At 61.5% G+C, this 26,183-nt stretch carries 27 protein-coding genes; 10 read left to right on the top strand and 17 right to left on the bottom strand.

The genetic code is table 11. The features are described from left to right. Positions 1 to 10: 10 nt before the first annotated feature. The 4 genes from arcC to arcD (C4J88_RS21060) form a co-directional block, all read right to left on the bottom strand. Positions 11 to 940, bottom strand: a complete 930-nt coding sequence (gene arcC, locus C4J88_RS21075) for a carbamate kinase (protein WP_124371681.1) — start codon at positions 938 to 940, stop codon at positions 11 to 13. A gap of 129 nt (positions 941 to 1,069) precedes the next feature. Beyond that, a complete protein-coding gene (locus C4J88_RS21070; protein WP_124364159.1) occupies positions 1,070 to 2,080 on the bottom strand; it encodes an ornithine carbamoyltransferase in 1,011 nt (336 codons plus the stop codon). A gap of 12 nt (positions 2,081 to 2,092) precedes the next feature. Beyond that, the gene (gene arcA, locus C4J88_RS21065) at positions 2,093 to 3,349 is read right to left on the bottom strand and encodes an arginine deiminase (RefSeq protein WP_124408019.1); all 1,257 of its coding nucleotides are present in this window, start codon (positions 3,347 to 3,349) and stop codon (positions 2,093 to 2,095) included. Positions 3,350 to 3,374: 25 nt separating this feature from the next. After that, complete coding sequence (gene arcD / locus C4J88_RS21060; protein ID WP_124408018.1) at positions 3,375 to 4,802, bottom strand: arginine-ornithine antiporter; 1,428 nt, start codon at positions 4,800 to 4,802, stop codon at positions 3,375 to 3,377. Between the two features lie 400 nt (positions 4,803 to 5,202). Between arcD (C4J88_RS21060) and arcD (C4J88_RS21055) the strand changes: the two genes are divergently transcribed. Further along, complete coding sequence (arcD, locus tag C4J88_RS21055; RefSeq protein ID WP_124408017.1) at positions 5,203 to 6,630, top strand: arginine-ornithine antiporter; 1,428 nt, start codon at positions 5,203 to 5,205, stop codon at positions 6,628 to 6,630. A 220-nt stretch (positions 6,631 to 6,850) separates the two neighbouring features. Here arcD (C4J88_RS21055) and C4J88_RS21050 read toward each other — a convergent pair whose 3' ends face one another. The 7 genes from C4J88_RS21050 to C4J88_RS21020 all read right to left on the bottom strand — a co-directional run bounded on the left by C4J88_RS21050 (position 6,851) and on the right by C4J88_RS21020 (position 12,439). Then, positions 6,851 to 8,200, bottom strand: coding sequence for a CoA transferase (locus tag C4J88_RS21050; protein WP_124408016.1), 1,350 nt, complete (start codon positions 8,198 to 8,200; stop codon positions 6,851 to 6,853). Positions 8,201 to 8,240: 40 nt separating this feature from the next. Then, positions 8,241 to 9,584, bottom strand: a complete 1,344-nt coding sequence (locus tag C4J88_RS21045; protein WP_124368141.1) for a HAMP domain-containing sensor histidine kinase — start codon at positions 9,582 to 9,584, stop codon at positions 8,241 to 8,243. Positions 9,585 to 9,651: 67 nt separating this feature from the next. After that, positions 9,652 to 10,113, bottom strand: a complete 462-nt coding sequence (locus tag C4J88_RS21040) for an LTXXQ domain protein (protein WP_124371674.1) — start codon at positions 10,111 to 10,113, stop codon at positions 9,652 to 9,654. Positions 10,114 to 10,342: 229 nt separating this feature from the next. Further along, positions 10,343 to 11,020, bottom strand: a complete 678-nt coding sequence (locus C4J88_RS21035) for a response regulator transcription factor (protein WP_124364152.1) — start codon at positions 11,018 to 11,020, stop codon at positions 10,343 to 10,345. A 7-nt stretch (positions 11,021 to 11,027) separates the two neighbouring features. Beyond that, a complete protein-coding gene (locus C4J88_RS21030; protein ID WP_124368139.1) occupies positions 11,028 to 11,435 on the bottom strand; it encodes a translation initiation factor 2 in 408 nt (135 codons plus the stop codon). A 106-nt stretch (positions 11,436 to 11,541) separates the two neighbouring features. After that, on the bottom strand, positions 11,542 to 11,841 hold the full coding sequence (locus C4J88_RS21025) for a YciI family protein (RefSeq protein WP_124364150.1): 300 nt from the start codon (positions 11,839 to 11,841) through the stop codon (positions 11,542 to 11,544). Between the two features lies 1 nt (position 11,842). Continuing rightward, entirely contained in the window at positions 11,843 to 12,439 is a 597-nt protein-coding gene (locus C4J88_RS21020) for a septation protein A (RefSeq protein WP_124405113.1), read from the bottom strand. An 87-nt stretch (positions 12,440 to 12,526) separates the two neighbouring features. On the opposite strand from C4J88_RS21020, the gene C4J88_RS21015 reads away from it, so the two are divergent. The 6 genes from C4J88_RS21015 (at position 12,527) to rluB (ending at position 17,446) form a co-directional block, all read left to right on the top strand. After that, positions 12,527 to 13,390, top strand: coding sequence for a PHP domain-containing protein (locus C4J88_RS21015; RefSeq protein WP_124408015.1), 864 nt, complete (start codon positions 12,527 to 12,529; stop codon positions 13,388 to 13,390). A gap of 13 nt (positions 13,391 to 13,403) precedes the next feature. Then, positions 13,404 to 14,033, top strand: coding sequence for an L-threonylcarbamoyladenylate synthase (locus tag C4J88_RS21010; RefSeq protein ID WP_124364147.1), 630 nt, complete (start codon positions 13,404 to 13,406; stop codon positions 14,031 to 14,033). Positions 14,034 to 14,153: 120 nt separating this feature from the next. Further along, entirely contained in the window at positions 14,154 to 14,852 is a 699-nt protein-coding gene (locus C4J88_RS21005; RefSeq protein ID WP_177412781.1) for a ScpA family protein, read from the top strand. A 12-nt stretch (positions 14,853 to 14,864) separates the two neighbouring features. Continuing rightward, positions 14,865 to 15,779, top strand: coding sequence for an SMC-Scp complex subunit ScpB (gene scpB / locus C4J88_RS21000; RefSeq protein ID WP_124368137.1), 915 nt, complete (start codon positions 14,865 to 14,867; stop codon positions 15,777 to 15,779). A gap of 119 nt (positions 15,780 to 15,898) precedes the next feature. Further along, the gene (locus tag C4J88_RS20995; RefSeq protein WP_057723807.1) at positions 15,899 to 16,090 is read left to right on the top strand and encodes a DUF1289 domain-containing protein; all 192 of its coding nucleotides are present in this window, start codon (positions 15,899 to 15,901) and stop codon (positions 16,088 to 16,090) included. A 144-nt stretch (positions 16,091 to 16,234) separates the two neighbouring features. Beyond that, positions 16,235 to 17,446, top strand: coding sequence for a 23S rRNA pseudouridine(2605) synthase RluB (gene rluB / locus C4J88_RS20990; RefSeq protein ID WP_124408014.1), 1,212 nt, complete (start codon positions 16,235 to 16,237; stop codon positions 17,444 to 17,446). A 198-nt stretch (positions 17,447 to 17,644) separates the two neighbouring features. On the opposite strand, the gene C4J88_RS20985 is transcribed toward rluB, so the two are convergent. Continuing rightward, the gene (locus C4J88_RS20985) at positions 17,645 to 18,604 is read right to left on the bottom strand and encodes a leucyl aminopeptidase (protein ID WP_124368134.1); all 960 of its coding nucleotides are present in this window, start codon (positions 18,602 to 18,604) and stop codon (positions 17,645 to 17,647) included. Between the two features lie 73 nt (positions 18,605 to 18,677). After that, the gene (locus C4J88_RS27470; protein ID WP_003237751.1) at positions 18,678 to 18,815 is read right to left on the bottom strand and encodes a hypothetical protein; all 138 of its coding nucleotides are present in this window, start codon (positions 18,813 to 18,815) and stop codon (positions 18,678 to 18,680) included. Between the two features lie 646 nt (positions 18,816 to 19,461). On the opposite strand from C4J88_RS27470, the gene C4J88_RS20980 reads away from it, so the two are divergent. Both C4J88_RS20980 and arfB read left to right on the top strand, forming a co-directional pair. Continuing rightward, complete coding sequence (locus tag C4J88_RS20980; protein ID WP_124405108.1) at positions 19,462 to 20,883, top strand: amino acid permease; 1,422 nt, start codon at positions 19,462 to 19,464, stop codon at positions 20,881 to 20,883. Between the two features lie 102 nt (positions 20,884 to 20,985). Next, positions 20,986 to 21,399, top strand: coding sequence for an alternative ribosome rescue aminoacyl-tRNA hydrolase ArfB (gene arfB / locus C4J88_RS20975; protein ID WP_017847165.1), 414 nt, complete (start codon positions 20,986 to 20,988; stop codon positions 21,397 to 21,399). On the opposite strand, the gene C4J88_RS20970 is transcribed toward arfB, so the two are convergent. From C4J88_RS20970 to C4J88_RS20960, 3 genes are all read right to left on the bottom strand, one after another. Beyond that, entirely contained in the window at positions 21,396 to 22,592 is a 1,197-nt protein-coding gene (locus C4J88_RS20970) for an MFS transporter (RefSeq protein WP_124408013.1), read from the bottom strand. The two genes, arfB and C4J88_RS20970, sit on opposite strands and share 4 nt — an antisense overlap. A gap of 104 nt (positions 22,593 to 22,696) precedes the next feature. Next, a complete protein-coding gene (locus C4J88_RS20965; RefSeq protein ID WP_124371666.1) occupies positions 22,697 to 22,879 on the bottom strand; it encodes a hypothetical protein in 183 nt (60 codons plus the stop codon). 314 nt (positions 22,880 to 23,193) lie between these two features. Then, entirely contained in the window at positions 23,194 to 23,505 is a 312-nt protein-coding gene (locus C4J88_RS20960) for a DUF962 domain-containing protein (protein ID WP_124368130.1), read from the bottom strand. Between the two features lie 162 nt (positions 23,506 to 23,667). Between C4J88_RS20960 and C4J88_RS20955 the strand changes: the two genes are divergently transcribed. After that, complete coding sequence (locus tag C4J88_RS20955) at positions 23,668 to 24,726, top strand: AraC family transcriptional regulator (protein WP_124408012.1); 1,059 nt, start codon at positions 23,668 to 23,670, stop codon at positions 24,724 to 24,726. Here the strand turns inward: C4J88_RS20955 and C4J88_RS20950 are convergent. Next, entirely contained in the window at positions 24,683 to 26,137 is a 1,455-nt protein-coding gene (locus C4J88_RS20950; protein WP_124364134.1) for a TrkH family potassium uptake protein, read from the bottom strand. The genes C4J88_RS20955 and C4J88_RS20950 overlap by 44 nt on opposite strands. Positions 26,138 to 26,183: the final 46 nt, after the last annotated feature.

Raw genomic sequence — 26,183 nt, 5'->3', positions numbered from 1 at the left:
CTCCTCTACTTCACAGATAGCTGATGCCAGGGGTTGCCGTGCTGATGCGTGTGCCGGCGCTGCCCTGGACGATGGCTTCGATGTCCGAGAGTGAACCGATCACCGCGGTTTTGCCAGTCTGGCGGGCGAACTCGCAGGCCGCTTGCACCTTGGGGCCCATGGAACCGGCGGCGAAGCCGAGTTGTTCCATGGCGTCGGGGTGAGCCTGGCCGATGGCCTTCTGGGTGGGCTTGCCGAAGTCAATGAACGCCGCGTTGACGTCGGTGGCGATCACCAGCAAATCGGCGTCCAGTTGCGCGGCCAGCAGCGATGAGCAGAGGTCTTTGTCGATCACTGCTTCAATGCCTTTGAGCTTGCCGTCTTCGCCATACATCGTGGGGATACCGCCGCCGCCAGCGCAGATCACAATGGCTTTCTTCTCCAGCAGCCATTTGATCGGGCGGATTTCGAAGATGCGTTTCGGGCGCGGGCTGGCGACCACGCGGCGGTATTTATCGCCGTCGGGGGCGATGGCCCAGCCTTTTTCGGCGGCAAGCTTTTCCGCTTCGGCCTTGGCGTACACCGGGCCGATTGGCTTGGTCGGGTTCTGGAACGCGGGGTCGTTGGCGTCTACTTCAACCTGGGTGAGCAGGGTGGCGAAGGGCACTTCGAAGTCCAGCAGATTGCCCAGTTCCTGTTCGATGATGTAGCCGATCATGCCTTCGGTCTCGGCCCCGAGTACGTCCAGCGGGTACGGCGAAACGCTGGTATAGGCCGCTGCCTGCAACGACAGCAGGCCGACCTGCGGGCCGTTGCCGTGGGCGATCACCAGCTCGTTGCCGGGGTGGATCTTGGCAATCTGTTCGGTGGCGATACGGATATTGGCGCGTTGGTTGTCTGCGGTCATGGGTTCACCACGGCGCAGGAGGGCGTTGCCGCCCAGGGCTACGACGATGCGCATAGAAAATGTCCTTCTGAAATGATCGTTCCCACGCTCTGCGTGGGAATGCAGCCAGTGGCGCTCTGCGCCACAAAAGCGGACGCAGAGCGTCCAGTGAGGCATTCCCACGCGGAGCGTGGGAACGATCAGTTAGATATCCGCCAACGCCGACACCAGGATCGCCTTGATGGTATGCATGCGGTTCTCCGCCTGCTCGAAGGCAATGTTGGCCGGCGATTCAAAGACTTCCTCGGTGACTTCCACGCCACCGGCCAGGTGCGGATAGCGCGCGGCGATGTCTTTGCCGACCTTGGTTTCGCTGTTGTGGAACGCCGGCAGGCAGTGCATGAACTTCACGCGCGGGTTGCCCGATGCTTTCATCATCTTGCTGTTGACCTGGTACGGCAGCAGTTGCTCGATGCGCTCGTCCCACGCTTCCACGGGTTCGCCCATCGACACCCAGATATCGGTGTGAATGAAATCCACGCCCTTGACCGCCTCGGCCGGGTCTTCGGTGATGGTGATGCGCGCGCCGCTTTCTTGCGCGAACGCCTGGCACTGCTTGATGAAGTCGTCGTGGGGCCACAGGGCTTTCGGCGCGCCGATGCGCACGTCCATGCCGAGCTTGGCGCCGATCATCAGCAGCGAGTTGCCCATGTTGTAGCGGGCATCGCCCAGGTAGGCGTAGCTGATGTCATGCAGCGGCTTGTCGCTGTGTTCGCGCATGGTCAGGGTGTCGGCGATCATTTGCGTCGGGTGGAATTCGGCGGTGAGGCCGTTGAACACCGGCACGCCGGCGAACTTGGCCAGCTCTTCGACGATTTCCTGCTCAAAGCCCCGGTATTCGATGGCGTCGAACATGCGCCCAAGTACGCGGGCGGTGTCTTTCATGCTTTCCTTGTGGCCGATCTGCGACGACACCGGGTCGATGTAGGTGACGTGCGCGCCCTGGTCGTGGGCCGCTACTTCGAACGCGCAGCGGGTGCGGGTCGAGGTCTTTTCGAAGATCAGCGCGATGTTCTTGCCTTTGAGGTGCGGACGCTCGGTGCCGGTGTATTTGGCGCGCTTGAGGTCGCGGGACAGGTCCAGCAGGTAATGCAGTTCGCGGGTGGTGTGGTGCATCAGCGACAGCAGGCTGCGGTTGCGCATATTGAAAGCCATGATGGAATCTCCTTAATAGTCGATAGGGTCGCGGATGATCGGGCAGGTCATGCAGTGGCCGCCGCCACGGCCCCGACCGAGTTCACCGGCGCTGATGGTGATGACTTCCACCCCGGCCTTGCGCAGCAGGGTGTTGGTGTAGGTGTTGCGGTCGTAGCCGATCACCACGCCCGGCTCTACGGCCACCACGTTGTTGCCGTCATCCCATTGCTCGCGCTCGGCGGCGAAGCTGTTGCCGCCGGTCTCGACCACGCGCAGCGCCTTGAGGTTGAGCGCTGCGGCGACGGTGTCGAGGAAGTTGGTGGTTTCCCGTTGAATATCGATACCGTGGGGTTTGCTGTCGTCCGGGCGCAGGGTGAAGGGCACGATCTGGTTGACCACTTCGGGAAACACGGTGACCAGGTCGCGGTCGCAGAAACTGAACACCGTGTCCAGGTGCATCGCCGCGCGGGACTTGGGCAGGCCGGCCACGATCACGCGTTCCACTGCGTTGTTCTTGAACAGGTTGCGCGCCAGTTGGCCGATGGCCTGGTGCGACGAGCGCTCGCCCATGCCGATCAGGACCACGCCGTTGCCGATCGGCATCACGTCGCCGCCTTCCAGTGTGGCGGCACCATGGTCCTGGTCGGGGTCGCCGTACCAGATCTGGAATTCAGCGTTGGTGAATTCGGGGTGGAATTTGTAGATGGCGCTGGCCAGTAGGGTTTCCTGGCGTCGCGCCGGCCAGTACATCGGGTTGAGCGTCACGCCGCCGTAGATCCAGCAGGTGGTGTCGCGGGTGAACTGGGTGTTGGGCAGCGGCGGCAGAATGAAACTGGCGTGGCCGAGGAAGTCGCGGAACATCTCGATGGTCCGGCCGCCGAAGCTGCTCGGCAAGTCATCGGCCGACACGCCGCCGATCAGGAACTCGGTGATCTTGCGCGGCTCCAGGCTGCGCAGCCAGGAACCGACTTCGTCAACCAGGCCCAGGCCGACGGTATTGGCGGTGATCTTGCGCTGCAGAATCCAGTCAAGCGCTTCGGGGATGGCGACAATGTCGGTCAGCAGGTTGTGCATTTCCAGCACATCAATGTCCCGCTCGCGCATCTTGGTCACGAAGTCGAAATGGTCGCGCTTGGCCTGGGCGACCCACAGCACGTCATCGAACAGCAGTTCGTCGCAGTTGTTGGGGGTCAGCCGCTGGTGGGCCAAGCCTGGGGAGCACACCATGACTTTGCGCAGTTTGCCGGCTTCGGAATGAACGCCGTACTTCACTTTTTCCTTGGTCATTTCAGATCCTCCAGTGGACATGCAATTACAGCGTCAGGAAGCCGTCGTAGAGGCCATAGGCAGCCACCAGGGCGCCAACGATCACTGCGGCGAAAATCAGCTTCTCGACGTTGGTGAATATCGGTTTGCCCAGTTCACGCTTGGCCTTGGCGAACAGAATCGCGCCGGGGGCGTAGAGCAGGGCGGACAGCAGCAGGTATTTGGTGCCGCCGGCGTAGAGCAGCCAGATCGCGTAGATCAGGGCGACGGCGCCGATGAACAGGTCTTTCTTGCGTTCTTTGAGGGCGTTTTCGTAAGTTTCGCCGCGCACCGCCAGCAACAGCGCATACGCCGCCGACCATAGGTACGGCACCAGAATCATCGAGGTGGCGAGGTAGATCAGCGACAGGTAGGTGCTGGCGGAAAACAGCGTGATCACCAGGAACACTTGCACCATTGCGTTGGTCAGCCACAGGGCGTTGACCGGCACGTGGTTGGCGTTTTCCTTGCGCAGGAAAGCCGGCATGGTGTGGTCCTTGGCGGCGGCGAACATGATCTCCGCGCACAGCAACACCCACGACAGCAGCGCCCCCAGCAGCGAAATGATCAAGCCGACACTGATCAGCACCGCGCCCCAGTGACCCACCACATGCTCCAGCACGGCGGCCATCGACGGGTTCTGCAGCTTGGCCAGTTCCGGCTGGGTCATGATCCCCAGGGACAACACGTTCACCAGCATCAAAAACAGCAGCACGGTAATAAAGCCAATCACCGTGGCCTTGCCCACATCCGAGCGTTTCTCCGCCCGGGACGAGAAGATGCTCGCGCCTTCGATACCGATGAACACCCACACGGTGACCAGCATCATGTTGCGCACCTGGTTCATCACGCTGCCCAGGTCCGGGTTTTTCACGCCCCAGATGTCAGCGGTGAAGATGTCCAGCTTGAACGCGAACAGCGCGATCAATACGAACAGCACCAGTGGCACCACTTTGGCGACGGTGGTCACCAGGTTGATGAACGCCGCTTCCTTGATCCCGCGCAGCACCAGAAAATGCACGGCCCACAGCAACAGCGAGGCGCCAATCACGGCGGCCGGGGTGTTGCCCTCGCCGAAGATCGGGAAAAAATAGCCGAGGGTGCTGAACAGCAGCACGAAGTAACCGACGTTGCCCAGCCAGGCGCTGATCCAGTAACCCCAGGCCGACGAGAAACCCATGTAGTCACCGAAACCGGCCTTGGCGTAGGCGTAGACACCGCCGTCAAGGTCCGGCTTGCGGTTGGCGAGGGTCTGGAACACGAACGCGAGGGTCAACATGCCGACAGCGGTAATCACCCAGCCAATCAACACCGCGCCCACGTCGGCACTGGCGGCCATGTTTTGTGGCAGGGAGAAGATGCCACCGCCAATCATTGAGCCTACGACCAGCGCAACCAACGCGCCAAGCCTAAGTTTTCCGGGTGAATCAGACATTGTGTGACTCCAATGCAGGAGAGAGAGATCACAGAATAATTCCGTGGGCTAATCAAACAGCTGACTTAGATCACATCATTTGCACATTTCATTATGAATTAATGACTTGGGGTGAAGGTTCGCAGGCGATAAGAAGCCCGAAGAGGCGCTTTGCAGAGCGCTTCCTCCCTCCTGATTAATCATTTGGCGGTGCATGGATGTATGACGCTAGTTGGTATTTACCAATGTGCAAACTTTTTGAATAAGGTCTGACGACTGGTTTATGCCGCACTTATTTAAATTATAAATACGCCTAAAGTTCCTGTTATTACATGCCCTTATGTTATGAAGGCTATGTTCATTAAACTGAATTAGTTGAGTGCGCAGCTGTCAGCTGAAAAATTTAATTTGAGGAATCGTCATGTCCCACCCCGCACAGAAACTTCGGCTCAGTGCCCTGATCGCCCTGGTGGTGGGTTCGATGATTGGCGGTGGCATCTTCTCACTGCCGCAGAACATGGCTGCACGCGCTGGCGCGGGCGCGGTGTTGATCGGCTGGGGTATCACGGCGGTCGGCATGCTGACCCTGGCCTTCGTGTTCCAGACTTTGGCCAACCGCAAGCCCGAGCTGGACTCCGGCGTGTATGCCTACGCCAAGGCCGGGTTTGGCGACTACATGGGGTTCTCGTCCGCCTGGGGTTACTGGATCAGTGCGTGGATGGGCAACGTTGGTTACTTCGTGCTGCTGTTCAGCACCCTCGGCTACTTTTTTCCGGCGTTCGGCGAGGGCAATACGCCGCTGGCCATTGGTTGTGCGTCGCTGTTGCTGTGGGCTGTGCATTTTCTGGTGATGCGCGGGATCAAGGAAGCGGCGTTCATCAACCTGGTGACCACCGTGGCGAAGATCGTGCCGCTGCTGATGTTTATCGTGATTGCCGCCGTGGCGTTCAAGGCGGATATCTTCAGCCGCGATATCTGGGGCTTGGGCAACCCGCAAATGGGCAGTGTGACGGACCAGGTGCGCCACATGATGCTGGTCACAGTGTTTGTGTTTATCGGCATTGAGGGTGCCAGCGTTTACTCGGCGCGGGCCGAGAAGCGCGCGGACGTGGGCCGGGCCACCGTGATCGGTTTTCTCGGCGTGCTCGCGCTGCTGGTGCTGGTGAATGTGCTGTCCCTGGGGATCATGAGCCAGCCGGAACTGGCGCAATTGCAAAACCCGTCCCTGGCCGGGGTGCTGGAGCATATCGTCGGGCGCTGGGGCGCGATATTGATCAGCCTCGGCCTGGCGGTGTCGCTGCTGGGCGCGCTGTTGTCCTGGGCGCTGCTGTGTGCGGAAATCCTCTACGCCACCGCCCAGGACACGACCATGCCGGCATTCCTGAAGAAGGAAAACGCCAACCAGGTGCCGGTCAACGCCCTGTGGCTGACCAACCTGATGATCCAGGCGTTCCTGGTGATCACGCTGTTTTCCGCCAGCACCTACACCACCCTGATTTACCTGGCTTCGTCGATGATTCTGGTGCCCTACCTGTGGTCGGCGGCCTATGCGGTGCTGTTGAGCGGGCGCGGCGAAACCTACGAAGGCGCCCAGCGTCGGCGAATGAAGGACTTGCTGGTGGGCCTGATTGCCCTGGTTTACGCCGTATGGCTGCTGTATGCGGGCGGCCTGAAATACCTGCTGCTGTCGGCGCTGTTGTATGCGCCCGGGGTGATCCTGTTCGCCCAGGCCAAGCGCGAACAGGGCCAGCCGTTGTTTACCGTTGTGGAAAAAGGCATTTTCGGCTGCGTGGTTGCAGGGGCCGGCCTGGCGGCCTATGGGCTGTATAGCGGGGTGTTGTCGTTGTGAGGGCAGTCTGTGCGGGCCTCATCGGGGGCAAGCCCTAATGCCAGTCAGTTAAGGCTTTTTGTAGGAGCGAGCTTGCTCGCGAAAAACTCACAGGCACCGCGTTCATTCAGGAAGCACGCGTTATCGTTGACGTTTTTCGCGAGCAAGCTCGCTCCTACAGACGGTGGTGTACGCTTAACTGACTGGCATTAGGGCTTGCCCCCCGATGGCGCTCTTCCCGTCACCACTGAGGCCGGTGCGCCCCCAGTTCGCCAGCGGGCAAATCCCACTGCAGCGGTGCGCCGCTGATACTCAGCGGCGCCAACAACCGGTGGGCCTGGCCCCAGGCAGTCTGCTCAACCACCAGGCCTTGATCACGCGTATCTTCGGCCCGTAGCGGCGGTTGCTCCGGCACTTGCCCTGCATCCACCAGCAGTTTCGCCGTGCGTGCCAACGACAGGCGTGCCGACCCGCCCCGGCCGCAGGCCAGGCGCTCGGTCAAGGCCCGGATCGCGCTGGCGGCCATCAGGTACCCGGTGGCGTGATCCAGCGCCTGCACCGGCAACGGCAGCGGTTTATCCGCGTGCTTCCAGGCCATGCCCGCATCGGCAATGCCGCTGCTCATCTGCACCAGGCTGTCGAAGCCGCGACGGTTACGCCACGGGCCACTCCAGCCATAGGCGTTGAGGCTGACGTCAATAAGGCCCGGCGCGATGCGTTGCAGTGCGTCGACCGAATAGCCCAACTGCTCTAACGCATCGGCGCGGTAACCGTGGAACACCATATCGGCGTCCATGAGCAACGCTTCGAATACCTGGCGGCCTTCGGGGCTTTTCAGATCCAGCCGCGCGCAGCGCTTGCCCAGGGTCATTTCCGGCACCACGCCGGGCTCGTCCCAGGTCGGCGAGTCGATGCGCAGTACATCGGCACCCAAACCCGCGAGAAAACGACTGGCGACGGGGCCGGCCAATACGCGGGTCAAGTCCAGCACCTTGATGCCGGCCAGTGGGCGCGCAGGCGAACCGAGCCAGGGTTTATCGATGCCGCTGTCGAAGACCTGGCGCTGTATCAGCTCTTCGGTATTCACGGCCAAGCCCTGTGGATGCTGCTGCCAGGCGTGCCACGAACGCATCTGCGCCGCGCAACCGCCCGCGTCGACAATCGCCTGTTCCAGTTCAGCCGCGTTCCATTTGGCAACGTGACGCGCCATTTGCGTACGCTCAGTGACCCTGCCCAACACCCGTTCGGCCGCCGCGCGGTGATGAGGCGCATTGGTGTGCAAGCGAATCCAGCCGTCGGCGCTGGCGTAGTCACCGGCTATCGGGTCCCACAGCGGGGGCACCTGCCAACCCAGCGGGCGAATCGATGAGGCAAACCAGAATGAGGCAAGGCGACGGTCCACGCTGACGCTTGGCAAGCGCGCTGTCTGTTGCCGGATAAGCTCGGCGACGGCCTGGCCGGCGGCGCCGATGCTGGCGGCGGCCAGGTCAGTCACGGCGAAGGCCGAGGGCAGGGCGCCGGGCTCGTTCAGAGGCAGCGGGGTGTGCGGTAGATCGAGTGCCGCTTGGATGGGTGTCAGCAGGTCAGTCATCTAAGGCCCTCCGTGAGAGAAGGGCCACTATAGAAGATCGTCAGGCCGGTGTGACAACCCCCGGCACCAACGGCAGTTCGATACTGGCGACAAAGCCGCCGTCGGCATGATTGGCCAGGATCAGGTTGCCGCCATGGCGTTCGGCGGCGCGACGGGCGATCGCCAGGCCCAGGCCGTGACCTTGCGCTGTCTGGCCCGGGGCGCGGTAGAACGGCTCGCCCAGTTGGCTCAGATGCTCGGCTTCAACGCCGGGACCATGGTCGCGCACGCTGATCAAAATGCGCTCGCCGCGCTGCTGTGCCTGCAGCTCGATGGGCTGGCCGGCCGGGTTGAAACGCTGGGCATTGCGCAGCAGGTTATCCACGGCGCGTTCGATCATGGTCGGCCAGCCTTTGAGGTGCAGGTCGGGTTCAGTGCTCAGTTGCACGGCTTGCTCGGGCGCGCTGAGTTGGGCGTCCTTTTGCAGCGTCTGGAGCAACAGGTTGAGGTCGACCTCTTCGGCGCTGGCGTTGTCGGCATCCACCCGGGCCAGTACCAGGATCTCACTGATCAGGGCTTCCAGACGGTCACACTCGCGGGTCAGGCGCGGCCATAGTTTTTCCCGTTCTTCGGGGCTGGCGCGCTCGGCCAGGGCCAGGGCGATACGCAAGCGGGCCAGGGGCGAACGCAGTTCGTGGGAAACGTCGCGCAGCAGTTGGCGCTGGCTGGCGATCAGGCTCTGCAGGCGTGCGCCCATGCGGTTGAAATCGGTGGCCAGCACGCCGAATTCATCGCGGCGGTTGGCCAATTGCGCCAGGCTGTTCTGCTGGTACGTGGCTTGGCCCAGGTCATGCACCGCGCCGCGCAGTCGGCTCAGCGGACGGGTGATGGACAATGTCACCAACAGGCTGAACAGGGTCAGCACCACCAGGGCAATGGCCAGGGCGCTGAACGGCCACAGCAGGCTGCTGCGGTGCCAGGCATCGAGTTCCGGGTGCGGAATGCGGTAAATCAGCAGGTAGGTGTCGCCGGTTTTTTCGCTGGTGTACTCGGCGGTCAGGCGCCGCCAGGGCAGGTGGCCGTCCTGGCTGTCATTCTGCCGGGCTTCGAAGGCCGCGGCGCGGCGCGGGAAGGTGCCGCGTACCACCGGCTCGCCGCCTTCGTTCAGCACTTGCACGTCAATGTGATACTGGCGCTTGCGTTGCTGCAGCAACTCCTGGGCGGCGTCTTCGCCTTGGGCTTCGTAGAGTTGCGTCCACTCTTGCGCCAGGTTGTTGAGACCGGGGTGACGGCTGAGAATCCAGGCGTCCTGGTTCAGCATATGCCCAAGCAGGATCGACAATCCGGCAACCAGGGCGATGGCCAGCCAGAAACTCGCCAGGATGCGCCAGAACAATGAACGCACGGGAAACCCTCAAATAGGAAAAGCCCAGTGGCGGGGCCACTGGGCTGGGAGCATTAACGCGAGGGCATTATTGCGCTTTTTGCGGTTGTTGCGCTTTCCAGGCCTGGAATTCTTTCCATTCGGCACGACGCTGCTCTTGCTGCTTGACGATCTCGTCGAACTTCTTCTGCTGGTCGGGTTTGAGCACGGCGCGGATGTCGGCCTGGGTTTTCTGCTTGCCGGCGGCGATCTCGTCCTGCATGGCTTTCTGGTCAGCTGCCGGCAGTTTGGCCAGGTACTTTTGGGTCAGGTCTTTGCGAGCGTGCCATTGGTCACCCATCAGCTTGCGGATCTGCTCGCGTTGTTCCTTGCTCAAATCCAACTGGCTGAACGGGCCACCTTTACCCCGCGGGCCATGTTCACCGTGGCCTGGGCCACCCATCATATGGCCTTCCGGGCCGCCCATCGGGCCTGGACCTTCCGGCATGGCGGCCATTGCGACGGTAGGCAGTGCAGCAGCGAACATCAAAGCGATAAGGGTCTTGCGCATGGGGATTCTCCTGTCTCTATTCCGGTGAGTCCGGATGTGAGTAGATTACCCAGGACAAGGTCAGCGGCCGTCAGGGGAGGGTAAAGGTTTGGTAAGGGTGAGGCGGCGGCCCCGATCGTTCCCACGCTCTGCGTGGGAATGCATCCCGTGACGCTCCGCGTCACCCAAGCGCAAGGCGGGACGCAGAGCGTCCGGGCGGCGTTCCCACGCGGAGCATGGGAACGATTATTCAAGGGGCGTAATAGTAACCACGGCTGCGCAGCGCCACGATCCGCGGACGGCCGTCCGGGTGTGGGCCGATTTTCTTGCGCAGGTTGCTGACGTGCATGTCCAGGCTGCGATCGTACAGGGTCAACTTGCGGCCCAGGGCGATTTGCGCCAGTTCCTGTTTATCCAGCGGTTCGCCGGGCTGGCGCAGCAAGGCTTCGAGCAGGCGGCTTTCGGAGACGGTCAGGGTAAATTCCTGTGCGTCGATGCTGACCACGCCGCGCACCGGGCTGAAGCACAAGTCGCCCAGTTCCAGTTGGGTCGACACGGCTGCCGGATGACTGCGGCGCAGCACGGCACGCAAGCGAGCGGTGAGTTCGCGCGGATCGCAAGGCTTGGCCAGGTAATCGTCGGCGCCCAGCTCCAGGCCGAGGATGCGGTCCAGGGGTTCGCCCCGGGCCGAGAGCATCAGCACCGGCAACTCCGGGTGGTCGTTGCGCAATTGCTTGAGCAACTCCAGGCCGCTGCCGTCGGGCAGCATCACGTCGAGCACCACCGCCGCCGGGGCGGTTTCGGCCAGGGCCTTGCGGGCACTGGAGCCGTCGTGGCAGGCGCGTACCTGGAAACCTTCCTGGCTCAGCCAACTGGTCAGCAGCTCACAGAGCTCCTGGTCATCATCTATCAGTAACAGCTCGCTCATGACTCACTCAATTTAGCCATTGTCGACGACGACGGTGCCCACCGCTGGCAAAGATGCCGCACAGCAAGGCGATCAGGGCGACGCCCGCGCCGGTGACAAACCATTGCTGCTGCTCGGTCAGCCATCGGGTCAAGGCACCGCCTTGTGTCTCTTTTAGTTGCTGGGCCAGGCGTTGGTTCTCCTGGCGCAAACGACTCAGTTGCGCGCTTTCACGGGTAGCCTGCGTGCTTTGCAGTTGCTTGCTCAGCGCTTCGCGTAGCCCTTCGCTTTCTTTCAAGCGTTGCTGCAATTCGGTGATCTGGCTGCCGGCACTCAAGGACAGCGGCGTGGAGCTGCCGCTGCTCGAGGACTCTTCAGCGTGGGCCGTCGCCCCGATCGTAAACACTGCCAACAGACACAACTGACGTAAGCGCATCGGAACTCCTGATTCCACACGGATATTCAGAACGTTGTCGGCAGGTTACCGGGAATGATGAGCCATTGGGATGGCGCCGAAGCGTTTTGGCCCGGCGCCACCGGGCTCAAGGCAGGACTTGCTTGAACGGCTTGATCACGACATCCGCGTAGACGCCCGCCGCCACATAAGGATCAGCCTTGGCCCATGCCTGGGCATCGGCCAGGGAAGCGAACTCGGCAACGATCAGGCTGCCGGTGAAACCCGCTTCGCCCGGCTCGTTGCTGTCGGTGGCCGGGTGCGGGCCGGCCAGTACGATGCGGCCTTCGGTTTGCAGCTGCTTGAGGCGCTCGACGTGGGCCGGGCGCACGCTCAGGCGTTTTTCCAGCGAGTTGGCAACATCGGTGGCAATGATGGCGTAGAGCATGTCAGTCCTCGGTTTTCGGCGTGGTGGCGGCAGAGTCATGCAGGTGACGCGACAGGTAGATACCTTGGCCGACCAGGAACAGCAGGGTCATGGCCAGGCTGCCGAACACCTTGAAGTCGACCCAGTATTCCTGAAAGGTGAAGGCCACGAACAGGTTGGCGGCACCGCAGAAGATGAAAAACACGATCCAGGCCACGTTCAGGCGCACCCAGATCGGGTCCGGCAGGGTCAGCGCGTGGCCCATGATCCGCTTGATCAGCAGGCGATCACCAATGAAGTGGCTGCCGATGAACACCAGGGCGAACAGCCAGTTGACCACCGGGGCTTTCCATTTGAGGAAGGTTTCGCTGTGGAAGGCCAGGGTCAGGCCGCCGAACACCAGGCAGGCGATGAGGGTCAGCCATTGGCTTTTTTCCAGCTTGCGCTGGGAGATGAAGATGGCGCCGTACACCACGATGGAGCTGATGATCAGCACGGCGGTGGCGCTGTAGATGCCGCCGAACGAGAGTTGGTGACCGGCGATGTCGATGACCCTGGGGTCGAGTTTGGTAACGATGAAAAACAGCAACAGCGGGATGAAGTCGATGAATTGTTTCACAGTAAGAGCCAGAAGCTGGATGTGGCGGCATAATAACAAACATCCTTGGTTGCGATAGCGCCAGCTGACTTGAGGTTACACACTCCCGTGAATGTTGATTTGCACTGCCACAGCACGGCCTCCGACGGCGCCCTGGCGCCTGCGGTACTGGTTGCGCGTGCGTTTGAAAAAGGCGTGCGAGTCCTCGCGTTGACCGACCACGACACCCTCGAAGGCCTCGATGAGGCCCGCGCGGCGGCCCAGGCCTTGGGCATGCAGCTGGTCAACGGCGTGGAATTGTCCTGCACCTGGGGCGGCGCCACCATTCATGTGCTCGGCTACGGTTTCGAGCAAGACGCCCCGGCCCTGGTGGCGGCCATCGCCCGATTGCACGATGGCCGCTGGCTGCGGTCCGAAGAAATAAGCCGCAAGCTCAGCCTCAAAGGCATGCCTGGCGCCCTCGACGGCGCCCGGGCCATCCAGCAGGCGTTGGGCGACAGCGGTAATGCACCGGCCCGTCCGCATTTTGCCGACTGGATGGTGCAAGCAGGTTTCGTCAAGGACCGCGCCGAAGCCTTCCGTAAATGGTTGGGCGCGGGCAAGTTGGGCGATGTGAAGCAACATTGGCCGACGCTGGAGGACACCGTCGAGACCCTGCGGGCCGCCGGGGCCTGGGTCAGCCTGGCGCATCCCTGGCATTACGATTTCACCCGCAGCAAGCGCCGCAAGCTGATCAGTGACTATATTGGAGCGGGCGGCCACGCGATCGAAGTGGTCAACGGGCATCAACCCGCCGAGCAGGTCGGCAGCCTGGCGATCCTTGCCCGCGAATTTGGTCTGCTGGTCAGTGCCGGCAGTGATTTTCATGGCCCAGGCGGCTGGTCCGAGATCGGCGAGTATCGCCAGGTTCCGCAAGACCTGCCGCTGTTGTGGGGGCGATTCAAGCATGACCCCATTATTGCCACCGTCTGAACAGGTAGAGCTCGTGAGTCAATTCTTCCAGATTCATCCGGAAAACCCCCAGGCGCGCCTGATCAAACAGGCCGTGGAAATCATTCGCGCCGGCGGCGTGGTGATCTATCCAACTGATTCGTCCTACGCCATCGGTTGCCAGATCGGCGACAAGGGTGCGGTCGAGCGCGTAAGACGTCTGCGCCAACTGGATGACAAGCACAACTTTGCGCTGATCTGCAGCGACTTGTCCCAGCTCGGGCTGTTCGCCAAGGTCGACACCGGCACCTTCCGCTTGCTCAAGGCCCATACGCCAGGGCCGTACACCTTCATTCTCAACGCCACCCGCGAAGTGCCGCGCCTGTTGCTGCACCCGAAAAAACGCACCATCGGCCTGCGCGTGCCGGAGCACCCGATCGCCCTGGCGCTGCTGGCCGAACTGGGCGAGCCGCTGATGAGCGTGTCGCTGATCCTGCCCGGCGAAACCGAGCCGCTGTATGACCCTTACGAAATGCGCCGCCTGTTGGAGAAACATGTCGACTTGATCATCGACGGTGGCTACGGCGGCAACAAAGCCTCCACCGTGATCAACCTGGCCGATGGCGAGCCGCAAGTGGTGCGTGTAGGGTGCGGCGACCCGACGCCGTTCATGGTCGAGGCCTGAATGTCGGTCGTGGAAACCGTCGATTCCCAGGCGGGGGCCCAGCAGGAACTGCCCTTCGCGATGGTCTATGGCCAGGCGGTCCTGGAAATGCCCCTGGACCTGTACATCCCGCCGGACGCCCTGGAAGTCTTCCTTGAAGCCTTCGAAGGCCCGCTGGACCTGCTGCTGTACCTGATCCGCAAACAGAACATCAACATCCTCGATATTCCCGTGGCGGAAATCACCCGGCAGTACATGGGCTATGTCGAATTGATGCAGTCGGTGCGCCTGGAGCTGGCCGCCGAGTATCTGGTGATGGCCGCCATGCTCGCCGAGATCAAGTCGCGCATGCTGCTGCCGCGCGCAGAGACGGTCGAGGCCGAAGAAGATGACCCGCGCGCCGAACTGATCCGGCGCCTGCAGGAATACGAGCGCTTCAAGGCGGCCGCCGAAGGGATCGACGGTTTGAGCCGCGTAGGGCGCGATGTGGTGGTGCCCAAGCTGGATGCCCCGGAAGCCCGCGCGCGCAAACTGTTGCCCGATGTGAGCCTGGAAGAATTGCTGATGTCCATGGCCGAGGTGCTGCGCCGTGGCGATATGTTCGAAAGCCACCAGGTCAGCCGCGAAGCCCTGTCCACCCGCGAGCGCATGAGTGATGTGCTGGAGCGTCTCAAGGGCGGCGGGTTTGTGCCGTTTGTCGAGCTGTTCACCGCAGAGGAAGGGCGCCTGGGCGTGGTGGTGACCTTCATGGCGATCCTGGAGCTGGTCAAGGAGTCCTTGGTCGAGCTGGTCCAGAATGAGCCGTTTGCGGCTATCCATGTGCGGGCGCGAGCCGAATAACGAGCTGAATCGATGAATCTGACTGAACCCCGCGAACTGGCACCCTTGCTGGAAGCCTTTCTCCTGGCCTCGGGCAAGCCGCAATCCTTGGAGCGCCTGTTCGAACTCTTTGAAGAGGCCGAACGTCCCGAACCGCCGGTGTTCAAGAAGGCGCTGGAAATCCTGCGCAAGTCCTGTGACGGTCGCGCCTTTGAGTTGCGTGAAGTGGCGTCGGGTTATCGCCTGCAGATCCGCGAGAAATTTTCCCCTTGGGTGGGGCGCTTGTGGGAAGAACGCCCGCAGCGTTATTCACGGGCGATGCTGGAGACCATGGCGTTGATCGCCTATCGCCAGCCGATCACTCGGGGCGAGATCGAAGATGTGCGGGGCGTGGCGGTCAACAGCCATATCGTCAAGACGTTGCTGGAGCGCGAGTGGATCCGCATCGTTGGCTACCGTGACGTGCCCGGCAAACCGGCGATGTTCGCCACCACCAAGGTGTTCCTCGACCACTTCAACCTGAAGAACCTCGACGACCTGCCGCCGCTGGCCGAACTGCGCGAGATGGAAGCCGAACCGGTGCTAGACTTCGACGACGCGCCGGTGCCGGCCAGCTTGCAGGAACTGGCCGACGCCAGCGCCGAGCCGGAAGAGCCGAAAGACGAAACCAGTTTCCATACGTTGCTGTTGGAACTGGACGACATGGAGCAGGGCATCAAGACCGATTTTGATGATGTGCTGCGCGATGGTGCCGTTGAGGCTGAGATTCAGGTGAACGTTGAACCGCAGCCTGACGTCGAAGCTGACATCCTTGGCGTTGCCGATGCCCGAGAAAAACTGCTAGCCGCCGTCGCCGCCCTCGAACAGCCGCCGTTGAGCGATGAGGAAGACGAAGCCCGGGCGCTGGCCGAAGCCATAGAAGCCGAACGCCGCCAATTCGAAGACTGACGCAATGATCGTTCCCGCGCTCCGCGTGGGAATGTCGCCTTGGACGCTCCGCGTCCGCTGTGACGCGGAGCGTCACGGGATGCATTACCACGCGAAGCGTGGGAACGAGAGCCTTAGCGATGACTTCCACCAAAGACCCCTGCATCAGCATCTGCAAGTTCAACGACGACATCTGCGTCGGCTGTGGCCGCAGCAAGCGCGAAATCCGTGCCTGGAAGAAACTCGACAAAGTCGACAAGCGCACGGTGCTGGCCGAAGCCGAGCTGCGCCTGCTGGCCCTGGGTGCCACCGGCCGGCGGAAAAGCAAATGATTGTGCCTGGATCGGCTAGTCTCTGATGCGCAACGCGCAGCATGCGCGTATGATTCGCGACCCTTTGCCGAGCTATTCGGCCAAAGCCCCGCTTTCAACACTCTTCAGGCCACGCCTGAATCGACCCACCGGGAGGTGCTTAAGATGAACGACAAAGACCAGAACGACAGCCAGGAAATCGGCCCAGCAGGCGAAAAACTGCAAAAGGTGCTGGCGCGTATCGGCGTGGGCTCGCGCCGCGACGTCGAAGCCTGGATCACCCAGAAGCGCATCAAGGTCAACGGCGTCGAGGCTACCCTTGGCCAGCGCGTCGACCTGCACGATGCAATCACCATCGATGGCAAAGTCATCAAGCGTGAAGAGGCGGCCGAATCGGTACGCCGCGTGATCATGTACAACAAGCCCGATGGCGAGATCTGCACCCGTGACGACCCGGAAGGCCGTCCGACCGTGTTCGACAAGATGCCCAAGCCCAAAGAGGGCCGCTGGATCAACATCGGTCGCCTCGACATCAACACCACGGGCCTGCTGATGTTCACCACCGACGGTGAGTTGGCCAACCGCCTGATGCACCCGTCCTACGAGATGGACCGTGAATACGCCGTGCGTGTGCGCGGTGAAGTCGATGACGAGATGATCGAACGCCTCAAGGCCGGCGTGGTGCTGGAAGACGGCCCGGCCAAGTTCACCGACATCAAGCAGGCGCCAGGTGGCGAAGGGTTCAACCACTGGTACCACTGCGTGGTGATGGAAGGCCGTAACCGCGAAGTGCGTCGCCTGTGGGAATCCCAGGGCCTGGTGGTCAGCCGCCTGAAGCGCGTGCGTTTCGGCCCGGTGTTCCTGAACTCCGACCTGCCGATGGGCCGCTGGCGCGAAATGAGCCAGTACGAAGTCGACATCCTCAGTGCCGAAGTTGGCCTGACGCCGGTGGCCATGCCGCAGATGAACGCCAAGAGCAAAGACAAGCTTGAGCGTATGCAGCGTAAGTCGTCGCGCCCGGTGGCCCGTACCGAACGTGTTGCGCGCACCGTGCGCCCGGCGTTGAACGCTCCGGCCACTGGTGGTCGCATCTCGCGTGAGCCGCAGATCGAAGGTGAGCGTCGTCCAACCGCGCCATCGCGTCAGGAAGGTGACCGCGCGCCACGTACGCCGCGCCCAGCGCCGACCGGTGGTCGCAGCAACCGTGGTGAAGCGGAGCGCCCCGCTGACAACGCCAGCACCAAGCGTCCAGCCAAGCCTGCGGCTAACAAGCGCCCTGGCCCGAAACTGGTAGCGGACGAGCCGTCGGGCAAGCGCCGTGGCGCGCTGGCCGGTTCCGGTCAGCGTCCTGGGTTTGGTCGCAAGAAGCCGCAGTGATGTCTTAAGCGCTGCACAAGAAAACGCCAACCTTCGGGTTGGCGTTTTTTTTGATTCAAATTTGAAATGCGCTCAATTGTGGGAGGGGGCTTGCTCCCGATAGCGGTGTATCAGCTTGCATAAGCATCGGCTGAACCACCGCAATCGGGAGCAAGCCCCCTCCCACATTTGGGTCTCCAGTGTTTTCGAGACCGGTGTTCAGAACGCAAACGTTCCATCAAACACCGGCTTGTCATCCAGCGCCAACACGCCGCTGGCAAAGATCAAGTCCAGGTGATGGCTGCCTTTCTGCCCGCCACCCAACCCCAGGTGCAAGCCGCAATGGCGCTCTTCAAAGCCTGCGTTGCGCGCATACAAATCCTTCACGCCTTCATTGGTGCCAATCCCCAATTCCTCCACACGGCGGTTGGACGGGTTGGCATTCAGGTACTTGTTGAAGTCATCCGCCAGCCCCGGCACGTCGCTGGCCACGCTGCAGATGGTGGAGTTCTCGATCCACAGTTCCAGGGGTGACTCCAGCACGCCGTATTTGCGCGCAAAGGGGATGGTGCTGAGAAAGGTGCCGACAAACCGCACTTGCCCGTTGATGGCTTCGCTGTGGGTGGCAATCTCGCCAGGGGCCAGGTCGTGGTTGCCGACGCCGTTGATATTGGTCCACTTCTTGATGCTGCTCATCGGTGCTTCAAGGCGTGAGCCGTGCTTGTCGGTGAAGCTCAGCACGCTGGCCTCGGACATGCGCCGGATCAACGTGGCGTTGAGGTCGGCGATGCGTTGCGGTTCGACGCTGAAGGTGTCGTAGAAATAGTCGCCGTAGTCCTTGAACAGCAGCGACTTTTTCCAATGTTCGGCCATGACGCCGTGCAACGCGCGGATGAAGTCCGGGCCTTCGGCACGCGGGTTGGGCAGGGTCGAGGAATCGTAGAGAAACAGGTACAGGTCGCAGGCTTCGATGGCCTGGGCCAGGGTTTCGCTGGCGCTCAGGTCCAGGCGCTGCACCTGGAAATTGAAACGGGCGGCGCTGCCCTGGGTGATTGCCTGGGCGATGGCGTCGTAGCGTTCGGTATGGCCCAGCAGCACGGTAGGGCGGTTCACGCCCTGAAGGGCCGGGTGGTGAGCGAGATAGTAGAGAAAATGTTCGACAGCGCGGGCCTTGTCCATGACGAGTGTCCTTCTGTGCCTTGGGTAAGGGGGCAGGTGCCGTGCACGACACCTGCCGGATGCCTGCCGGGTGTTAGAAAGGCCACATCGCGGTGCCAAATGGCACAACGGCATCAGCTTGCATCATTTCAACGGCGGCCTCATGGGTCGGCGCTTCAAACCAATCGTCGAGTTGCAGTTCAGTTTCCAGGTCTTTTTCCAGTGCTTGCATGGTGTATCTCCTAGAGGACGTTGTTTGAGAACGGCTTGCCAGCGGCTCGCAGGCAAGTGAAGAGAACCTAGGAGAGAGTGTTTCAAAATGCAAAATATTTATTGACACGGTTTCATTTGGATTTTTTCTTCCGTTTTTTTGACGCTATTTTTTATCCAGGTAAAACAGCGGATTGGCTGAACCGATTCTTCAGACGAGTCTGACTGACAATTTTCCGTAAACCGTCATTTGAGCCTGACCGTAAAGCCAATTTTCCGCTGCGTAACGTTAAGTTTACGTTATCGTCCTGCCCGCTTTGGGTGCAAATCCCCTGTAAGGAATACCTGACAGATTGTCGGGTGCACGTTCGTGGTGCGTGCCGAAGCTGTCGAGCGGTGTACAATGCGCCGCGTTTTACTGTGACCCCCTCTTGCGTACCCACGCAAAGGCCAAGACCCAGGGTGTATCCGCCCTGATCACTCCGTCCGGCCACGAGCCAGACGGGTTCGATTTCGTCACAGATAAAAACAAACAGGTGACGCATGACCGCTAGAAAGACGCTGTACTCCTGGTGCCTGCGCTGGGGTTTGAGCGGCGCTGCTTGAGTCGGTAATTCAAGGCAGCAACCTGCATTCAACCTCTTCAAACCTTGCGTGAGACCTTTTTCATGAGTGGACCCCATTCTTCTTCAGGCGAGCTGAAACGCGGCCTGAAAAATCGGCATATCCAGTTGATCGCCCTCGGTGGCGCCATCGGCACCGGCCTGTTCCTCGGCTCGGCCGGGGTACTCAAGTCTGCCGGCCCATCGATGATCCTGGGCTATGCCATCTGCGGCTTTATCGCCTTCATGATCATGCGCCAGCTCGGCGAAATGATCGTCGAAGAGCCGGTCGCCGGTTCCTTCAGCCATTTTGCCCACAAGTATTGGGGCGGTTTCGCCGGCTTCCTGTCGGGCTGGAACTGCTGGATTTTGTACATCCTGGTGGGGATGTCGGAGCTGACCGCAGTCGGCAAATACGTGCACTACTGGTGGCCGGAGATTCCGACCTGGGTCTCGGCGGCGGCGTTCTTCGTGCTGATCAACCTGATCAACCTGGCCAACGTCAAAGTCTTCGGTGAAGCCGAGTTCTGGTTCGCGATCATCAAGGTAGTGGCCATCGTCGGCATGATTGCCCTGGGCAGCTACCTGCTGGTCAGTGGCAGCGGTGGCCCGCAAGCTTCGGTGAGCAACCTGTGGGACCACGGCGGCTTCTTCCCCCATGGCGTGGGCGGATTGGTGATGGCCATGGCGATCATCATGTTTTCCTTCGGTGGCCTGGAAATGCTCGGGTTTACCGCCGCCGAAGCGGACCAGCCACGCACCGTGATCCCCAAGGCGATCAATCAGGTGATCTACCGCATCCTGATTTTCTACATCGGCGCGTTGGTGGTGCTGTTGTCGCTGACGCCGTGGGACAGCCTGCTGGCCACCCTTAATGCGTCGGGCGATGCCTACAGCGGCAGCCCTTTCGTGCAAGTGTTCTCGATGCTGGGCAGCAACACCGCCGCGCATATTCTCAACTTCGTGGTATTGACGGCGGCGCTGTCGGTTTACAACAGCGGCACCTACTGCAACAGCCGCATGCTGTTGGGCATGGCCGAGCAGGGTGACGCGCCGAAAGCGCTGGCCAAGATCGACAAGCGTGGGGTGCCGGTGCGTTCGATCCTGGCGTCGGCGGCGGTCACCCTGGTGGCGGTGTTGATGAACTATTTCATCCCGCAGCATGCGCTGGAGTTGCTGATGTCGCTGGTAGTGGCCACGTTGGTGATCAACTGGGCGATGATCAGCTTCTCCCACTTCAAATTCCGTCAGCACATGGACCGCACCGGCCAGGTGCCGCTATTCAAGGCGCTGTGGTACCCCTATGGCAACTGCGTCTGTCTGGCGTTCGTGGTGTTTATCCTGGTGATCATGCTGATGATTCCGGGTATCCAGGTGTCGGTGTATGCGATCCCGGTTTGGGTGGCGTTTATGGCTCTGTGCTATTGGTTGAAAAACAAGCGTAAGGCACAAACCGCCCTGGTCACGCCACAGACGGTGCTTGAGTAACCTCGTTTACCCTGAATAAAGAACCCGGCGTATCGCCGGGTTTTTTTGGACTGGCGGGACGCGTGGCGTATGCTGGTCAGCCTGAATCACGGACCCGTTCCAATGCTGGTAATTTCCAACAACGTGCACCTGCCCGACGCCGAAATCGAGCTGACCGCCATTCGCGCCCAGGGCGCCGGGGGGCAGAACGTCAACAAGGTGTCGAGTGCGGTGCACCTGCGTTTTGATATTCCGGCATCGTCGCTGCCGGAATTCTACAAGGAGCGGCTGTTGGCATTACGCGACAGCCGCATCACCAGTGATGGCGTGCTGGTGCTCAAGGCCCAGCAATATCGCACCCAGGAACAGAACCGCGCCGATGCGCTGGAGCGCCTGGTGGAGTTGATCCTCAGCGCCACCAAGGTCGAGAAGAAACGCCGCCCGACCAAGCCGACCCTGGGCTCGAAAAAGCGTCGCCTCGAATCCAAGACCAAGCGCGGCAGCATCAAGGCCGGGCGCGGCAAGGTCGACTTCTAGGCCTCGCGTGCTTCGCGGGCCTTGGGCGCCTGGCGGTACAGGTACACACTCAGCAGCAAGCCACCCAGGGCGGCGAGGGCGGCGAACAGGAAGATCGACGCAAAGCCGAAGCCTGCCGCCACAGCCCCGGCCAATGGTCCGGTGATACCCAGCGATAAGTCGATGAACAACGAATAAGCCCCCACCGCCGAACCGCGACTTGAGGCGGGCACCAGGTTGACCGCTTCCACCCCCAGCGCCGGAAATACCAGGGAAAAGCCAAACCCGCTCAACGCCGCGCCCGCCAGGGCCAGGTTGGCGTCCGGCGCCAGCCACAGCAACAACAGCCCAAGGATCTCCACCGACAGGCAGGCAATCGCCACGCGAAACCCGCCGATACGGTTGATCAGGTTGCCGAACAGCAGGCGCGCACCGATAAAGCTGGCGCCAAACAAGCTCAAGGCCCACACCGCGTTATCCCAGTGCTGGGTGGTGTAATACAAGGTGATAAAGGTTGCGATGGTGCCAAAGCCGATGGAACCCAACGCCAGCGCGCAGCCGTGCGGCAATACGCGGCCCAGCACGTTCATGAACGGCAGGCGCACGCCGGTCACGATGGGCGCGGCGACCTTGTTCCAGGCCAGCAACAGGCCGATTGCCGCCAGCAGGAGGATGCTCACGCCCATGCTCCACAGTCCGAAATTTCTTACCAGTAATACGCCCAACGGCGCACCGACCGCCAAGGCGCCATAACTGGCGATGCCGTTCCAGGAGATGACCTTGGCGGTGTTCGCCGCTCCGACCCGGCCGATGCCCCACCCGATGGCGCCCGAGCCCACCAGGCTTTCAGCACTGCCCAACACCAGGCGACCGATCAGCAGGCTGGCGAGGCTCAAGGCCGGCAGGCTTGCAAACCACGCCGCGAGCAGCATGAACACACCGCTCAAGCCACACCCCGCCAGGCCGATCAGCACCGCGCGCTTGCTGCCCAGGTTGTCGATGATTTTGCCCGCATACGGGCGGCTCAGCAGGGTGGCCAGGTACTGCACGCTGATCACCAGGCCGGCAATCACCGCGCCATAGCCCAGTTCGCTATGCACATAGCCCGGCAAAACAGCCAGGGGGATGCCGATATTCAGGTAACCGATAAAGGTGAACAGCACGATGGAAACGACTTGCAGCGTGACCGCCATGGGGCGCTGGGTATCTGGCATGGGAGAGGTCCACTGTCGCAGCAGGTAAAGATAGGCTGCTAATGATACCGGTGGTTTGGCTCACGTAGGGCGCTAAAGCGCAAAAACCTCAGATCGGGAAGACCTCAGGTTTGCGCAGGGGCCAGCAGTTGGGTGGTGACCAGGGCGGCCAAGGCGTTTTCCTGGGTACCGAAGCGCTTGAGCAACGTGGCTTGTTTGTCCGCGCTGAGGCGGTTCCACACCTCGACCATTTGCAAGGCGGCGTCGAGGACGGCGGTGTCCGGGGAATCGGGAAGGGTGTCGGTCATGGCGGGTATCCCAGGGTTCAGGCAGTGTGGAAAACGCTTGAAGTGGCGCTTTCCACACGGTCTGGTACGGCGTCAGTCCTGGCGTTTGCTGTCGACTGGTTTGGCTTGTTTGGCCTCAGGCTGCTTTGGGCTGGCCTGCTGCGGTGTTGGCTGCTCTGTTGGGTGCAGGCTTGGGAAGGGGAGATTAGGTATCTCGTGCATCGTCGTCGCTCCTCGCAAGGTCTGTTTTAAATCGCGGGTGATTGCGCGCTCTCAAAAAGCCTTGGCAGGATACAGCACTGTAAATGACAAATAGACTTTTATATCCACGAAAACTAGAACGGCACCTTGCCCAGGATCATGTCGCGGTACATCACAAAATCACCCAGCAGGCTGTAAAACGGGTGCTGAAAGGTCGCCGGGCGGTTTTTTTCAAAGAAGAAGTGGCCGATCCAGGCAAAGCTGTAGCCGGCAATCGGCACGGCCAGCAGCAGGCCCAGCGAGCCTCGACCCACGGCATACGCCAGAATGCCGATCACGAGGGTGGTGCCGATAAAGTGCAGGCGCCGGCAGGTGCTGTTGCCATGCTCTGCCAGGTAATACGGGTAAAACTCGGCGAAGCTGTTGAATCGCTTGAGATTTTCCACTGTGGCCGGCCCTTTGATTGTTATGCCGCCCAACAGATGTTCGGCGGGGAGCTTATTGGAGTCTAGAGTGATCGATGGTTACAGCCAGTGACAATAGATGCCACTTTAGTATCCTTGCCTTCCTGGCCTGCCATTCAGGCCCGCTTTATTCAAGAAGACGCCATGAGCGAACGAACAACTTCTGCAAGCTGGGCGATGGGGATAGTCAAGGCCTTGGAAATGGACGGCCTGGATTGCCGGGCCCTGTTCCAACAACTGGGGCTGGACTACGCCGCCCTCAGTGATCCCGACGCGCGGTTTGCGCAAGACGCCATGACCCGTTTGTGGCAGCGCGCGGTGGAGGTGTCGGGCAACCCGGCAATTGGCCTGAACATGGGGAAAGTGGTGCGCCCGGCATCGTTTCATGTGGCCGGTTATGCCTTGATGTCCAGCAACACCCTGGCCGAAGGCTTTGGGCGCCTGGTGCGTTACCAGCGCATCATCGCCGAAAGCGCCGACTTGAGCTTCCGCTTGTTACCCGAGGGTTATGCGCTGATTCTGACAGTGCACGGTGACCATCTGCCGCCCACCCGGCAAAGCGCCGAAGCCTCGCTGGCCAGCGCGTTGGCGCTGTGCGGCTGGCTCACCGGGCGAACCCTGCAACCGCGTAAAGTACTGTTGCAAGGCGCTCAGCCGGTCGACCAGGCGCCCTATAAACAGGTGTTCCATGCGCCGCTGGAATTCAATGCACCCTATGACGCGCTGATTTTCGAACAGGCTGACATGGATGCCCCGCTGCCCACGGCCAACGAGGCCATGGCGCTGCTGCATGATCGGTTTGCCGGTGAATACCTGGCGCGCTTTTCCGAAAGCCGCGTGACCCACAAGGCACGGCAAGTGCTGTGCCGCCTGCTACCCCAGGGCGAACCCAAGCGCGAAGTGGTGGCGCAGACGTTGCACCTGTCCCAGCGTACCTTGCAGCGGCGTTTGCAGGAGGAGGGCACCAGCTTCCAGACCCTGCTCGATGACACCCGCCGCGAGCTGGCCGAGCAATACCTGGCGCAGCCGAGCATGACCTTGCTGGAAATCGCCTACCTGTTGGGGTTCGCCGACCCGAGCAACTTCTTTCGCGCGTTTCGCCGCTGGTTTGACGCCACGCCCGGCGAATACCGGGCGCGGTTGCTGCAAGCGTCGAGCGTCAGTGACGCCAGAACGCCGGAATACAAAGCACAAACACCGTAATAATTTCCAGCCGCCCCAGCAGCATGCCCAGCGACAGAATCCACTTGGCCGCATCCGGCAGGCTGGCGAAGTTGCCGGCCGGGCCGATGGTTTCACCCAGGCCGGGGCCGACGCCGGATACGGTGCTGGCTGCGCCGGTCAACGCGGTCATCCAGTCCAGCCCCAGCAGTGACAGGGCCAGCGCGATGGCGCAGATGGTGATGGCGAAGAAAAACGAAAAGGTCAGGATCGAGCGTACGATTTCTTCGTCGAGGCGATGGCCGTTGTACTTTTGTTTGATCACCGCGCGTGGGTGAATCAGCTGGTTAAGGTTGGCCTTGAGCAGGATATAGGCAACCTGGAAGCGGAAGATCTTGATCCCGCCGGCAGTGGAGCCCGAACAGCCGCCGATAAAGCCCAGGTAGAAGAACAGCATCAGTGAGAAATTGCCCCATAGGCTGTAGTCCCCCAGCGCGAAACCGGTGGTGGTCACCACCGAGGTGACGTTCAGCGCCACATGGCGCAGGGCGTCCAGCCAGTGCAGGTTGGTGGTCCACCAATACCAGGTGCCGAGCACCAGCCAGGTCACCAGCAGCAGGCCGAGCAAACCCTGCACCTGCTGGTCCTTGATCAGCGCCTGGCGGTTGCCGCGCAATGTCGCCACATACAGGGTGAAGGGCAAGCTGCCGAGGATCATCACCACGACCGCCACCCAGTGCACCGCCGGTTGCTTCCAGTGCGCCAGGGATTCATCAGAGGTGGAAAACCCGCCGGTGGAAATCGCCGACATGGCGTGGTTGATCGCATCGAACAACCCCATGCCGGCCCACCAGAACGCCAGGCTGCCGAGTATGGTGATGCCCACATACGCCGCAACGATCAGCCGCGCCACCATATGGGAGCGCGGCATGACCTTTTCCGAACGGTCCGAAGATTCGGTCTGGAACAGGCGCATGCCGCCGATGCGCAGCAGTGGCAGGATCGCCACCGCCATGCCGATAAAGCCGATGCCGCCGAGCCAGTGCAACAGCGAGCGCCACATCAGGATGCCCGGCGACATGCTGTCCAGCCCACTCAACACCGTGGACCCGGTGGCCGTGATGCCGGACATGCTTTCAAAAAACGAGTCGGTGTAGCTGATGTGCTGGGTCAGCAAAAACGGCAGCGCCGCGAACACGCACACCACCACCCAGCTTGTCACCGTCAGCAGGTACATGTCCCGCGGGCGCAGGTGCACATGCTCGGGGCGACCGGGAATGACCAGGGCCAGGCCGGCGATAAAGGTGATCATGCTGGCCCACAGGAAAGACGGCAGGTCGCCGGTGCGTTCGAAGATCACCAGGGTGGCCATGGGCACGACCATGGCGATCGCCAGCGTGATCAGGAAGATGCCGATGATGAAACCGATGATGCGCAGGGTCGGCAACGCCATGAAGTTCGCTCTGAAGATTGGGCAGAGGCGCCATTCTACCTGCGGT

The organism is Pseudomonas sp. R4-39-08 (assembly GCF_003852275.1).
In the GTDB taxonomy this organism is placed as follows: domain Bacteria; phylum Pseudomonadota; class Gammaproteobacteria; order Pseudomonadales; family Pseudomonadaceae; genus Aquipseudomonas.
Note: the sequence above shows the minus strand (reverse complement) of the source record. Positions and strands in the feature narration are given on the sequence as shown.

Coding starts and splice junctions, on each gene's coding strand:
- arcC (WP_124371681.1), bottom strand. CDS start 940: ATGCGCATCGTCGTAGCCCTGGGCGGCAACGCCCTCCTGCGCCGTGGT.
- C4J88_RS21070 (WP_124364159.1), bottom strand. CDS start 2,080: ATGGCTTTCAATATGCGCAACCGCAGCCTGCTGTCGCTGATGCACCAC.
- arcA (WP_124408019.1), bottom strand. CDS start 3,349: ATGACCAAGGAAAAAGTGAAGTACGGCGTTCATTCCGAAGCCGGCAAA.
- arcD (WP_124408018.1), bottom strand. CDS start 4,802: ATGTCTGATTCACCCGGAAAACTTAGGCTTGGCGCGTTGGTTGCGCTG.
- arcD (WP_124408017.1), top strand. CDS start 5,203: ATGTCCCACCCCGCACAGAAACTTCGGCTCAGTGCCCTGATCGCCCTG.
- C4J88_RS21050 (WP_124408016.1), bottom strand. CDS start 8,200: ATGACTGACCTGCTGACACCCATCCAAGCGGCACTCGATCTACCGCAC.
- C4J88_RS21040 (WP_124371674.1), bottom strand. CDS start 10,113: ATGCGCAAGACCCTTATCGCTTTGATGTTCGCTGCTGCACTGCCTACC.
- C4J88_RS21035 (WP_124364152.1), bottom strand. CDS start 11,020: ATGAGCGAGCTGTTACTGATAGATGATGACCAGGAGCTCTGTGAGCTG.
- C4J88_RS21030 (WP_124368139.1), bottom strand. CDS start 11,435: ATGCGCTTACGTCAGTTGTGTCTGTTGGCAGTGTTTACGATCGGGGCG.
- C4J88_RS21025 (WP_124364150.1), bottom strand. CDS start 11,841: ATGCTCTACGCCATCATTGCCACCGATGTTGCCAACTCGCTGGAAAAA.
- scpB (WP_124368137.1), top strand. CDS start 14,865: ATGAATCTGACTGAACCCCGCGAACTGGCACCCTTGCTGGAAGCCTTT.
- C4J88_RS20995 (WP_057723807.1), top strand. CDS start 15,899: ATGACTTCCACCAAAGACCCCTGCATCAGCATCTGCAAGTTCAACGAC.
- rluB (WP_124408014.1), top strand. CDS start 16,235: ATGAACGACAAAGACCAGAACGACAGCCAGGAAATCGGCCCAGCAGGC.
- C4J88_RS20985 (WP_124368134.1), bottom strand. CDS start 18,604: ATGGACAAGGCCCGCGCTGTCGAACATTTTCTCTACTATCTCGCTCAC.
- C4J88_RS27470 (WP_003237751.1), bottom strand. CDS start 18,815: ATGCAAGCACTGGAAAAAGACCTGGAAACTGAACTGCAACTCGACGAT.
- C4J88_RS20980 (WP_124405108.1), top strand. CDS start 19,462: ATGAGTGGACCCCATTCTTCTTCAGGCGAGCTGAAACGCGGCCTGAAA.
- arfB (WP_017847165.1), top strand. CDS start 20,986: ATGCTGGTAATTTCCAACAACGTGCACCTGCCCGACGCCGAAATCGAG.
- C4J88_RS20970 (WP_124408013.1), bottom strand. CDS start 22,592: ATGCCAGATACCCAGCGCCCCATGGCGGTCACGCTGCAAGTCGTTTCC.
- C4J88_RS20965 (WP_124371666.1), bottom strand. CDS start 22,879: ATGACCGACACCCTTCCCGATTCCCCGGACACCGCCGTCCTCGACGCC.
- C4J88_RS20955 (WP_124408012.1), top strand. CDS start 23,668: ATGAGCGAACGAACAACTTCTGCAAGCTGGGCGATGGGGATAGTCAAG.
- C4J88_RS20950 (WP_124364134.1), bottom strand. CDS start 26,137: ATGGCGTTGCCGACCCTGCGCATCATCGGTTTCATCATCGGCATCTTC.